A 13,128-nucleotide genomic window follows, 5' to 3' on the forward strand; every position below is an offset into this window, starting at 1 on the left:
TCACGGCCCGTCGGACACCAGCACCTCGACGAACAACTCGTACTCCGGCGCGTTGTTGCCGCGTGCCGCATCGGCCACCTGCGCAGCCGTGGCGCTGGCCGCTGCGGCGCCAGCGGCGGCGGCCGCTGCGGTGCCGGTATCGACCAGCGCGGTCGGCACGCCGACACTGCTGCCGCTGACCTGGATGTTGTCGGCGTTGGCGACCTGCAGCGCGGCGACGTTCAGATTGCCGCTGACCCGGATGCCGGCATCGCCGGCATCGACGGTGCCGACCGGGGCGATCAGGTTCGCCGAGCCGGCGGGCGCGTCCGGCTTGCTCTGCAGCGCGGCGATGCCGGCGCCGCTGACCTGCGAGCCGGCGTCGATCAGGCAGAACAGATCGTCATTGCAGCGCGTCTGCAGCGGCGGAATTTCGGAGCTGGTCTTGGCGCCCTTGCCGGCATTGATGTCGCCGTTGGAACTCCAGATCAGGATGTCGCCGCCCTGCTGCGTGAAGATGCGGCTCTGCGCCAGCAGCACGCTGTCATCGGCGAACACGCGGATCGAACCGCCCTGCAAGGTCAGCAGGCCCTGCGCGTTCGGGCCGACCGCAGCGGTCGTCGCCGTGGCTGGTGCGAACGGCGGTGCCGAGGCGCTGCCAACCAGAATGCGTCCGCCGGGGCCGAGGATCGACAGATCGCCGCCGAACTGCGTCTGCACCGTGCTGCCGCGCACGTCCAGCTCGCCGGTGCGGCGCTGGCGGAGCGCGCCGTTGCGGCTGCCGCCGAGGTCGTTCTCGGTGTAGCCGGCCGCCGCCGGAAACAACGTTTCGATCGCTTCGTAGCCGCGGCCGTACTGACCGAGGAAGCGGATGTTGTCGACCGAATAGCGCACGCCGTCCGGATGCGCGCGGTCGACCACGGTGCGGCCGATGCCGTTGTAATCGAGGCCGACCTGATCGAGCAGGTCCAGGAACACGGCGCTGACGAAGCGCTCGCGCTGCACCGCCGCCAGGCCCTGGAACGCCGTCCACGCAGCTTCCGGCGTCAGCGCATCGAGCGTTGCCGGCTGCGGCTGGCCGCTGCGCGCGGCATCGTCGATCAGCAGCTGGCGCACGAAGGCCACCAGCTTGGCGCTGTAGTCCGGCGTGCCCAGCCGATCGGCCGGGTTCAGCGGATCGTGCAGCACCGCCGGGTTGATGTAGGCCTCGGCGAAGGCATCGACCTTCACACCGCCGGCAATGCCGTAGCGGATGTCGATGCTGGCGCCTTCACGCGGCAGGTAGGCGTTGGCCAGATTGCCGATCGTGCGGATGCCGGGGTACTGCGGGCCGTTGATGGTCAGATAGCCCAGCGCCCGCGCATCGTTGGCCGAGGTCAGCGGGCCGATGTCGCGGCCGGCGGTCAGGGTCAGCGTGCCGGGGCCGCCCAGTTCCAAGGTCGGGATCGACTGGCCCTGTTCGAGGCGCGGCTCGTAGAGATCACGGCCGGCGGCGATCAGCGTGACATCGCTGCGATACAGGTTCTGGCCGCTGAAATGCAGGTTGACGATGTCGCGACCGGCGCGCAGCTGCGCGGCCTTGGTGCTGGCCACGCGCAGCGCGCCGCCGTAGTTGCGCCGCGCATCGCCGTCGATCAGATCGCCCTGCTCGCTGTAGATGCGCAGCGGCTCGGCATCGCGTGCGTGCAGCGCGTCCGGGCTGTGCAGGCGCAGGTCGGACTGCAGGCCGAAGCGGATGAAGCTCGGCTGCACGCTGGCGATCGTCAGCGGATTCAGCACCGACGGCAGCACCGCCAGCGGCGCATCGATCAGGCCGAGGAAGGCATTGTTGACCGGCGCCGACAGCACCACATCGCCCTGCGCCAGCAGACTCAGCTGGCCGAGTGGCGACGGGAACAGCTCGCCCGAACGCAGCACGCGCAGGCTGCCCTGCCCGGCCGTCAGCCGCACGGTCGACGGCAGCAGGTATGGCAGACCGTCCTGCACCACCGCGCCGATGCCGGCGTCGAGGTTGCTGCCGTAAGCCGCACCCGGCGTCGTCTGCAGGCTGCCGAAGCTCAGGTTGCCACTGACCGCCTGCACGTTCAGCGCGGAATCGGTGCTGTAGGCCTGCGAATCGAAGTTCTGGAACAGGTAGGACGGGTTGAACGCGCCGCCAAGCACCAGCGCGCGGCCGGCCACGACATCCACCTGCGCGTCCTGCAGGCCGATCACCGGCGCATCGAAGCCACCGGCGCCGATACGGCCGCCGGCCTTCAGATGGGCGCTGCCGGCGGCGACGAAGGCAGAGCCGCCCAGCCAGTCATCACCCGCTTCAAGGCGGAGCTTGCCGCCGCCGAAGCGCTGGAAGCCATCGGCCGCGTCCGGGTCGAGGCGATAGGTGGTCGGCAGCGACACCGACAGCTCGCGGATGCTGCCGCCAGCGACGATGTCGACATTGCCGCCGACGCTCATCACGCCCTGCGCGAACATGCCGAAGTTCAGCGACGAACGCGCCGCCGCGTTGCAACCCTCGGTGGTCACCAGACAGCTGCCCTGCAGCCACGGCCACCAGTACTGGCTCAGGTCGGTGCCGGCGCTGCCGGTACGGCTGCCATCGGTGTCGACGACCCGGGTGATGCCGGCGATGTCGCCGCCGGTGCGGATGCGCAGATCGCCGGCGCCGGTCGGCTGCGCGACGCCGCTGTCGATCACCGGTGCCTGCCCGGCCGCCACCGTCAACAGCCTGGCCGCGCCCGGCAGGCCGCCCACCGGCACGCCGGCATAGCCGGCCGTGTAGATCGCGCCCGGCGCGTCGGCATCCAGCAGTTGCAGGTCGCCGGTGGCGGCGATGTCGATACGGCCGACGCCGGTACGCAGCAGGGTCGGCATCACGAAGCTCAGTTCCGGCTGTACCGGCGAGGCCGCCCGCGTGTTGCCGGCGATCAGCACATCGGCCGAGGAGTGGAAGCGGTCCAGCCGCGCCAGCGGATCGGCGCTGTCGAGATCAGCGCCGGCCACCAGCCGGAAGCTGCTCGAATCGTAGGGCTGCAGCACGCCATCGGCGCCCGCCACCAGGCCGAGCAGCGAGGCCGTGTGCAGCGGCAGCGGATTGCCGGCGAGCCCGCCCGGCGACACCCGGTTGTCGAGCCCCGCCGCTGGCCGGAACGGATTGACGAACTGGAAGAAGCCGTCGCTCAGGCTGGCGTCCATGCGCACGTCGCCGAGCGCGCGCAGGCTGATCGCCGGTGCCACGCCATCGGTGCGCAGCAGCAGCTGCGGCCGGCCATCGGCGTCGAGGCTGCCGGCCGCCAGATTCCAGGCGCTGGCAACGGTGATGCCGCCGCCGTTGATCGTGCTGCTGCTGTTGATCAGGTCGATGCCGACCCGGCTACGCCAGCCGGCGCCCGGCAAGGCTGCGGTGCCGAAGCTGAAGCCGGGGTCGCGGATGAAGGCCGTCAAGGTGTCAGTGACGAAGCTGGCGCGGCCGGCGACGCCACTGCTGCCGGCCGGGTCGAGCACGCCGTCGAAATGCGGCGTGCTGCCGATCGCATCGGCCGCATCCCAGCGGGCATAGGCCTCGATGGTCGGCTGCGCCGCGCCCAGCAGCTGCGCGCCCGGCGCAATGTCCAGGCCGATGCCGCCGTCGGCGAGCAGCGGCAGGCGCAGCAGCAGCGTTCCGCCGCTGTGGCCGCCGGCGCTGCCGCCGCGCACGTCGATCACGGCGTCGCGGTCCAGCGAGATCGTCGCGGCGCCGTCGCGCAGCACGGTCTGGTAGCCGTAGCGGCTGTCGAAGCCGCCATCGCTGCGGCTGCCCACGGCCAGTTCGATGCGGCCGCCGCGCTGGTCGGCGGCGCTGCCGCTGGCCAGCAGGCTGCCGGCGATCGCCACCCCTTGCTGGCCGTCGAGCAGGATCTCGCCACCGGCGCTGCCGCGCGCGTCGATGCTGCCGTCGATGCGGATCCGGCCTTCGCCGTCGGCGGTGCTGTCGGCCACCAGATGCACGGCCTGCGCGCGCAGCTGCTGTCCTGCCGACAGCTGCAGGTTGCCGCTGCGGCTGCGCGCGTCCAGCGCGCCGTCGATGCCGCCGTCGGCCATCTGCGCGGCCAGGCGGTCGAGATCGATCGCGCCGCCGCTGTCGAGTCCGAGCGCGGCATGCGCACCGCTGCCGCTCTGGCGGCCGATCAGGCGGCCGTCGACGGCGATCTCGCCCTGCGTCGCCAGCAGTTCGATCTGGCCGGCGTCGACCTTCACCGCGCCAGTCGCACCCGCCGGGATCACCGGCGCCGAAACATCCAGGACTGCGCCGCTGGCCACGCCGATGTCACCGCTGGCCGCTTCCAGCCGCAGGCTGCCGCCACCGGTGGCGACCGTGGCATCGAACAGGCTGCGGACGCTGCCGGAGGCATCGAGCCGCGCCGCGTTGCCAAGCAGCAGATCGCCGGCCGTCGCGCTCAGGCGGATCTGGCCGCTGCGCACGTCGAGGCCGGTGTTCCAGTCAATCGCAGCGGCGTCGATCGCGACTCGCGCGCCGAGGCCGAGGTCCGGCGCAGCCATCGACGCAGCATGGCTGTCGCGGGCGGTCAGCGTGCCGAGCGTGGTCAGCCGCAGGTCGGCATTGCTGCGGCTGGCGAAGCGCGGCATGTCCAGCCCGATGGCGGCGCTGCCGAAATCGATGCGGCCGTCGCCATCGGCGATCACCGCCTGGCGGGCGTCGAGATCGATGCGCGCGAAGCCGGAGAACACCTGGTTGCTGGTCAGCTGCAGGCTGGCGAAATCGCGGCTGCTGGAGAACAGCACGCGATCGGCCACGGCCAGCAGCGTGCCGCTGCCGAGGGCGGCCGTCGCCAGCGCTTCGGAATCTTCCGTGTTGACGAAACGGATCGCACCGGCCTCCAGCCGCGCGCTGCCGCTGCCGCCGATCAGCAGGCCGGTGTCGAGCACCAGCTCGCGGCCGGCGCGCAGCCGGCTGTCGCCGTCGAAGCGGATCGACTGGCTGCCGATCAGGCTCACCGAGGCGATGCCGGCGATCTCGTCGAGGATCGCGCCGCCCAGCCGCAGCGACGCGCCGTCGCTGACCACGCCAGCGCCGGTGGCATTGCCGATGACGATGCGCGGCAGCGCCACGGTCAGCGCCGGGCTGTCGAGCACCGTGGTCGAGGCCAGGTTGATGAGGCCGGCAGCTTCCAGGGTCAGCGAACCGGGCGCGATCAGCCGCGCGCCATCGCCGATCCGCAGCGTGCCGATCGCGGTGCCCGGCACCGTGCGCGGCAGGCCGTCGACATCGACATAGGTCTGCCCCGGCACGTAATCGCGGCTCGGCACATTGGCGTTGTTGACCGACACCTGCAGGAAGGCGCCATCGCCGCTGACGGCATCGAGCGGCGCGCCGGTTTCCTCGTCGAAGCTGCTCGGCAGCGTGCCGATGGTGATCAGCCGGCCATCGCGGCCGGTGGCGTTGCCGACCGCCTGCAGCCCGGCCCCGGCGCGCACGGTGATGCCGTTGCCGGCAGCCGGCTGGTTGGCGGCCAGCACGATCTCGCCCGCCTGCAGCGCAGTGCCGAGTGTGGCGATGTCGAGATCGTTGGCGATCACGTTGAAGCTTTCGATGACGCCGGCGAAATCGATGCTGGTGGCGCCGAGCACGATGCGCGAGGCGCCGATCGCGTTCAGGCGCTCGGCGCTCAAGCTCACATAGCCATCGGTGGCGGTGGCGCTGCCGCTGATCACCTGCAGGCGCGGCGCGGCAATCTGCAGCTCGGCGCCGGCCAGCCCGGTCGGCGCACCAGCGACGATGCGGCCATTCAGCGCCAGCGACTGGCCGGCCAGCAGCGACAGCTTGCCGGCGTCGCCCGGCGCGCGCAGCAGCGTGTTGTCGGCGGCAGCGCGGTCGCTGAAATAGGTGTTCAGGCTGGTCAGCGCGTACTCGGAGTACTGCTGCCAGACCGGCGCGGCCTGCACCTGGAACACGGTGCTGCGGGCATCGCGGGCGCCGGTCAGCGTGTCGCGGAAATAGCCCGTGGCCTGCAGGCTGCCATCGGCAAGCCGGCCCGGCGTGAAGTCGGACAAGGCATCCAGCGCCTCGATCCGGGTGTCCTGCACCACGCGATAGGCGCCCGGCAGCAGGGCGTAGGCGGCCGGCAGCAGCACGTAGTCGCCGGCCGGCAGGCCCGCCGCGCCATTGAGATGCACCGACTGGCCGATCAGCGGATCAGACAGGAACTGCGGATCGAACGGCGCCAGGCCGGCGTAACCCGGCACGATCGCGTAGACCGGGCGGCCGTCGGCATACAGCGGCACCGGGGTGGCAACGCCGTTGACGAAGCGGAGGTTCTCGCTCGACAGCAGATCGCGGGAGCCGCCGGTGCCGGCCACCCATTCGGAGGCGATCAGATCGCCGCCGCCGCGCAGGTTGATCTGGGCGAGATCGTTGACGCGGACATCGGCACCGGTGATGCCGATGACCTTTTCCGGCGACTGCAGCAGCTCGTCGACGCGGGCATCGCGGTTGCCGGTGCCGTTGAAGAACAGGTTCTGGCCGTCCAGCGTGCGGCCGTAGGGCACGGTCAGGCGATCGAGCGACACCGAGGTGATGCTGCCGTCCGACAGCGTCACCTTGCGGGTCGGCACCGGCAGCAGGAAGCCGGTGTCGCCACCGCCGGTCGGGTACTGCAGCAGCGCGAAGTTGCTGAAGTCGTCGGCGTCCTTGGCGACGCCGAGGTAGATCTGTCCGCCCGGCGCGTACAGCGCGCCGTCCTGGCGGATCTCGTCGGCCATCACCACCAGCCGGCCGCCGACCGACAGCGGCGTGGCCCGCGCGCCGGCCGCCAGCTTGAAGCTGACGCTGGCGGTGGAGCGGCCGGTGCCGAACAGCGAAGCGTTGTTGGCGATGATGTAGGCGCTGTTGCCGGTGGCCGGATACAGGCGGCCGGCGGACAGCTCGATGTCGGCCGACACCTGCAGCACGGCCGGCACCGTTTCGTAGCGCAGGCTGTTGCCGAGGATGTTGCTGTAGGCCGGCGGCGTGACGAAGCGGATGTCCTCGCGGGCGAACAGGTCGACCTTGCGATAGCCGTCCAGCGCCAGATGGCCGCCGATGTCGATCGCCGTGGCGTTGATGTTCAGCCGCGCATCGCCCTTGGCTGGCTGCCAGTTCGCGGTTTCCTCGTAGATGCCGCCCTGCCGGTAACCGTGCAGCGACACATACGGCGCGTTCAGGCCGATCTCCAGCCCGGCGTCGCTGGCGCTGCCATCGGCGTTCAGCGGCCGGGCGTTCAGGTGCAAGGTGTTGATGCTGATCGAGCGGCCGACGGTGATGTTCAGGCTGTCGATGATGTCGATCGGCACCGGATCGTTGTCGGCGATCAGCAGCGGATCGCTGCCGAGAATCAGGTTGTCGAAGCCGGCGCCATCGAGCACCGAGACGCCGAAGCGGATCACGCCCTCCGGCTGCGCCGCCGGATCGCTGTTCAGCGGCTGGCCGGGCAGCTTCAGTGCCGCCGGCAGTGCGGCCGGCCGCGCCGACAACTGCAGCCGCGTGGCGCCATCGAAGCCGTTGCTGCTGCCAAGCCGGCCGATCAGCGGCGTCACCGCCAGAGTGCCGCCGCGTGCCTGCGGGCTGCCGCCATCGGCCAGCAGCCGGGCATCGAAGTACAGGCCGGTGCCGGCGCCGATGCGCAGGCTGCCGCCATCGCTGAACAACGCCGTGCCGAGCGGCAATCGCGTGCACGGGAACAGCACGCCGACCGTGGCCTCGGTGCCGGACAGGTTGATCGTCGCCTGGCGGACCACCGGGAACTGCGGGTCGGTGCCGCCGGAGCCGCCTCCGCCGCCGCCAGTGCCGCCGCCACTGTTGTCGCCGAACGACGGCATCGGCCCGGTCGGCTGGTCGCTGGCGGTTGGCTTCGACGATCCGCCGGCCAGCGCCGGCCCGCTGCCGGGGCAGTCGGCCAGATCGGTGCAGCTGACCGCGATGACCATGCCGCTGTCGGCACTCAGCGTGACCTCGCCGCCGCCGAGCACGCGGCCGGCGACATCGGTGCCGGCCAGCGCAGCCGCGCTGCTGCGATCGATCACGGCGATGCCGGAGACATCGATCAGGCTGTCCGGCCCGAGCCAGATCGACTTGCCGGCGGTGCTGTAGGCGTTGCCGTCCGAGACGAAGCCGGGGTTCTGCGCATAGCCGCCGCGCGCGGTGTCGATGCTCAAGCTGATCTTGCCGCCGTGTGCGACCAGGCTGCCGAGCACGGTCAGCTGGTTCAGCGAGCCGAAGCTCATGTTCGCACCCGGATCGCCGAGCACGCGGGCGCCGAGGCCGATGCTCAATGTGCCGGTGATGCCGGCCGCGCTCAGGTCCGGCGCGCTGATGCGGTTCGGGTCCAGCGGATCACGCTGACCCCAGCTCAGGTACTCGCCCGCGTTCATGACCAGATCCACCGGCCGCCGGCGGAAGTCATCGAGCAGGCCGGTGGAGATCGCGCCGCGTGCCTGCAGCGCATCCAGCGCCGTGCCGGTCGGCAGCTTGAACAGCGCCAGACGGCCGTCGCCGCCCGCCACCGGCAGCAGGTTGCGCTGCTGCAGCTGCAGCACGGTGTTGTCGGCGACGCGGGCGTCGTAGAGCGCCTGCAGCTCGATGCGGCCGAAGCCGTTGTCGGTGAACAGCGACGGCGCCAGCGCGGTCGCCCAGGTCCGATCGGCCGCCAAGGTGCCGCCGATCTGGAACTCGGCGGCACGCAGCAGCAGGCTGGCGCCGTGGTTGAAGCCGAAGCCGAGCAGCCGGCCGTCGAGCAGCAGGCCGCCGGCGGCCGAGGGCAGCACGGTCGGCAGCGCCAGCAGCGGATCGCGGCCGAACGGCACCTGCGGCGCCACGTAGGTCCGCAACGCGATGCTGCCGCCGTTGCCGAGCGCGACCTCGTTGACATCCCGCTGCAGCAGCCCGTCCGGCCGCAGCCAGACGCCGGAGCGGGCGTCGAGCGTCGAGCCGGCTGCGAGGCGGATGCTGCCGGTCAGGTCGATGACATCGATCTGCTCGTCGCCATTGCGGTCGGTGCCGAGCCGAGACGGCTGCGAGCTTTGCAAGGTGGTCAGGCGGATGCTGCCGCCGTTGATCCAGGCATCGCCGTGCACGGCGTCGGCGGCCGCACCGGCATCGTTGACGTAGAGGCCGGAGACGTCGAGCGTCGCGCCGTCGGCGATCACGATGTCGCCGCGCGCCGATTCCTGGTCGGCGGCGGTCTGCGCGGCGGTGGTGCTGCCGGCGTTGTAGCTGCGGCCGGTGGCCTGCAAGGTGATGCTGCCGCCATGGGCAGTCAGCTCGCCTTCCACACGCAGCCGCGAACCGCTCAGCTCGATGCTGCCGCCGGCCGGCACGGCGACGCGGGTGCCGGCTTCGACGACGATCTCGCCGCCGAGGTCGACGGCTTCCGGCAGGTCGGCCAGCACCTTGAGCCGGCTGATGCCGCCGTCGCGCAAAGTCGCGACCGGCACCGTCACCCACCAGCCGCTGTCGTCGCGGTTGCCGGCATCGGCGCCGCGCGGCGCCAGCGCAGTGCCGGCGGTGAAGCCGGCGCCAAACGGATCGCCCGGCAGCCGCTCGGCCAGCCGGTAGCTCAGCCCCGCCGTCGCCGGGCTGCTGCCCGGATAGATCTGGCTGCCGATGTTGCCGCCGAAGGTCACACCGCCGCCGAGCGGCTGCTGCCGGCTCAGCACCTGCTGGCGACCGGCCAGCGCACGACCTTCGACCGTCGAGCCGAGCAGGCTGCCGCGCTGGCTGGCGATGGTCAGCACGCCGGCATCGCCGCCCCAGATGTCGTCGGCCTCGTAGCGGCTGCCGAGCACGGCGCTGAGCAGCGGATTGACGAAGCGGCGGTCGAGATTCCAGCGCGGATGCGCCTCGACGGTCTGGCCGGCGAAACCGACATAGCGAACGTTCGGATCGGCGTTGCCGATGTCGACCACCGAGCCGCTGGCGGTGACCAGCCGGGTGCTGTCGAGGCGGCCGCCGAGGTAGTGGATGTAGCCGCCGCTGAGGTTCAGCACCGAGTTCTCGCGGCCGATCACTTCGCCGCCGATCAGGCTGATGTCGCCGGCATCCGAGAGCAGCTCGCGAACGCTGCGCGAGATCTGCTCGACATAGCCGGCGACGTTCGCCAGCGGCGTGCCGACCCAGGCAACGCCATCGTCGCGGACGCCGGACAGCCGGCTGTCGATGACCACGGCGCTGCCGAACAGCAGGCCGTTGCGCTGCAGCGGCGAATCGGCCAGTTCGTTGAGGCCCAGACGCGGCACGCGCACCAGCACGTTGGCGAGCGGCACCCGCACGTCGGACAGGCCGGCGACGTCGATCACCGCATCGCGGTCCAGATAGACGCGGCCGGCGATCTCGCCATCGCGCAGGCCGGCGGCCGATACCGCCGCGTCGTTCTCGGCCACGGCGGTCAGGCTGACCTTGTGGCCCGGCGCTTCCAGCAAGGCGCCGGAAGCCAGCGTGATCGCCGCGCCGCCGATGGTGATGCCGAGCGGCCGGAACAGCGCGTCGGCGCTGTCGGTGGAGTTGGTGGTGTCGGTAGCGGCGGTGGCGTCATCCGGCAGGATCGCCGTCAGCGCGCCGGCGCCGATGCCGACCGCGCCGTAGCGCAGGGTGCCGGCCTGGTCGCGGGCCAGCAGGTCTATGCTGCCCGGCCGCGACACGCTGGTGGTCGACAGCAGCACGCCGTCCTGCTCGATGCGGGTGGCGCGCATCGTCAGACTGCCGCGCAGCGACTCGACGATGCCGGTGTTGTCGATCGCGAAGGTCGGCGTGATGTCGGCGCCGCCGTTGCTGCGGTCGCTGATCCGGCCGCCGGTGGCGGTGGTGAAGCCGCGTCCGCCGCTGTTGTTGGTCAAGGTCACGCCGATGCCGGCGGCCAGCACCACCTGGCTGTCGGTGGCGGCGATGCGGCCGGCCTGGTGGATGTTCGGCGCGGCGATCAGCGCAAAACCTTCCTGGTTCACCGAGATCGTCGCGCCACGCTCGATGCGGATGTCGGCCGGCAGCACGGCATCGAGTTGCGCGGCGGTCTCGATGCTGAGGTTGCCGGCGTCGGCGATGCCCAGCGCGTTGCCATTGGCGGTGCCGGTGCCGACCGAGGTCAGCCCGGTGCTCAGGAACAGGCGGTTGCTGGCATCGAGCTGCACGGCGCTGGTCTCGGCCAGGCTGGTGACAGGACCGGTCTGGTACAGCGGCAGGGTCGAGACCAGCAGCGAATTGACGTTGACCTGGCTGCCGGCGCCGAACAGCACGCCGTTCTGGTTGATCAGGTAGACCGTGCCTTCGGCCTTGATCTGGCCCTGCACGACGGTCGGCTCGGCGCCCGGCTTGACCCGGTTCAGCGCCACCCAGTCGTTGCGGCCATCGCTCTGGGTGCCAGCGCGCTGGTCAATGTGCAAGGTGGTGTTGCGGCCGACGCGCAGCGAATCCCAGGTCAGGATCGCCTTGCTGTCGGTCTGCGCGACGGTGACCGTGTGATGGCCGTTGTCGACCGTGGCCACCGGCAGCTCGGCGTTCACCCACAGGCAGGCTGCGGCGTTGATGCAGCCCTGGCCGTCGCTGCGCTGGACCACCGCTTCCTGCACTTCCAGCAGGCCGCCGGCGACGTGGCCGTCGGGGATATCTGAGTTCAGCGACAGCGCTGCCTGTGCGGCCAGCTGCTGGTCGCGGCGGGCGACGTTGATCTGCTCCAGCGAGCGGTTCAGATCGCGCAGCGAGCGATCGGCGCGCAGCCGCGCCTGGTCCGGCGTGATCACGCCGCCCAGACCATCGGCCGCACCGGTCGGCAGGCCGGTGCTGGCTGGCCGGCCGCCGGTCACCGGTGTTGCCCCCGCCTGGCCGAACCACTGGGCGGTGCCGAAGCCGGCCGCGCCGGCATCGCCAGGCAGCGCCAGCCCGAGGCCGACCGGCGCGCCGATCAGGCCCTGCAGCGCCAGCCAGCGAAGACGGCCGCGCAGCGACAGCAGCAACGGCGCAGCGGTCGGCAGCGACAGCGAACGGCGGGAACGGGTCATGGCGCGCACTCGGACGTAGCGTGGGGAATCAGGCCGGCTGGCGGACGGCGTTGCCCGCCGGGGTCTGGCGCAGGTGGGCGATGAAGTCGTGCATCAGCCGGTCCCACATCTCGCACTGCGCCAGCAGGAAGCGGTCGGCGACCCCGCCGGCCAGCATCACGTCGAAGGCCAGCACCAGCAGGCCATCGCGCTGGAAGCAGCGGCCGAAGCGCTTGTTCTCGTTCCACTGCTCGACGAGCGTCGCCGGCAGCGGCGTTTCCAGCCGGATCAGGCAGTTGAAGCTGAAATCGACATAGCGGTCGGCGGCGATGCGCGCCGGATTGCCCGGCACCAGCAGAAAGCCCAGCCCCTGCACGGCGCTCTGCACCAGCGGCCGCTGGCCGTCGCTGGCGGCGTTGGCGCGGAAGCCGGCGCGCTGCAGCAGGTCGGTGAGGCCGTCGATGCCGAGGTGCTCGACGAGCGCAGGCGTGGCGGCGGGGGTGGCGGTATCGGTCATGGGCTGGAAGCGTCGGCAGTGGCGGGATTCGGCGCAGGCGGCGGCGTCACGCGCTGCTCGCGCAGGCGGCTTTCGTAGGTCTGCACCAGGGTTTCGAAACGGATGCGGTGGACGCCGGTCAGCGGCTCGCGGTCGAGCAGCACGTCGGTGAAGCCGCGCGCGTGATAGCGGTCGACCAGTTCGCGGCCAAGCGCGACCAGTTCGGCGTTGTGGCTTTCGCAGCTGGCGCTGCTAGCGCGCTGTGCGGCCAGCTCGGCGCCAAGCTGGCGCTCGCGGCCCTGGGCGGCGCGGCCTTCGGCGCTGGCGCTGTCGAGCCGGCGATTCAGCTCGGCGATCTGGGCCTTGGCACTGTCCAGTTCCTGCGCCAGCAGTGCGCCCTGGGTGCTGAGCCGGCCGGCTTCGACAACCGCGCGGCGCAGCCGCTGCTCGGCCTCGGGGTCGGCGGCCGGCCTGGCCGGGGCGGCGTTGAGCTGGCTTTTCAGCCGGGCGTTCTCGTCCTGCAGCTGGCGCAGTTCGAGAATGGTCTGGCGCAGCTGGTCGCGCAGCCGGGTGTCGAGCGCGCCTTCGGCGGCGGCGAGCATCGGCACGGCGGCCAGCAGCGGCAGCAGACAGCGGGCAAGGCCTGGACGCAT

General features: G+C 71.5%; 3 protein-coding genes. All 3 read right to left on the reverse strand.

Translation table 11 applies throughout. The features are described from left to right. Genes ACTIGJ_RS04645 through ACTIGJ_RS04655 form a run of 3 tightly spaced genes read right to left on the reverse strand, consistent with a single transcriptional unit; the run spans window position 1 to window position 13,128 of the window. Window positions 1-12,000 carry a filamentous haemagglutinin family protein gene (locus ACTIGJ_RS04645; RefSeq protein ID WP_439639113.1) on the reverse strand — a complete coding sequence of 4,000 codons (12,000 nt, stop codon included), beginning with the start codon at window positions 11,998-12,000 and terminating at the stop codon, window positions 1-3. A 28-nt stretch (window positions 12,001-12,028) separates the two neighbouring features. Then, a complete protein-coding gene (locus ACTIGJ_RS04650) occupies window positions 12,029-12,496 on the reverse strand; it encodes a YbjN domain-containing protein (RefSeq protein ID WP_439639114.1) in 468 nt (155 codons plus the stop codon). Next, window positions 12,493-13,128 (reverse strand): hypothetical protein, encoded by a 636-nt coding sequence (locus tag ACTIGJ_RS04655; protein ID WP_439639115.1) that lies wholly within the window; start codon window positions 13,126-13,128, stop codon window positions 12,493-12,495. Before ACTIGJ_RS04655 ends, ACTIGJ_RS04650 begins: the two co-directional genes overlap by 4 nt.

The organism is Nevskia sp. (assembly GCF_051860985.1).
Lineage (GTDB): Bacteria > Pseudomonadota > Gammaproteobacteria > Nevskiales > Nevskiaceae > Nevskia.

Bases quoted from the DNA above. Each gene is read 5' to 3' on its own strand.
- ACTIGJ_RS04645 (WP_439639113.1), bottom strand. From the start codon at position 12,000: ATGACCCGTTCCCGCCGTTCGCTGTCGCTGCCGACCGCTGCGCCGTTG.
- ACTIGJ_RS04650 (WP_439639114.1), bottom strand. From the start codon at position 12,496: ATGACCGATACCGCCACCCCCGCCGCCACGCCTGCGCTCGTCGAGCAC.
- ACTIGJ_RS04655 (WP_439639115.1), bottom strand. From the start codon at position 13,128: ATGCGTCCAGGCCTTGCCCGCTGTCTGCTGCCGCTGCTGGCCGCCGTG.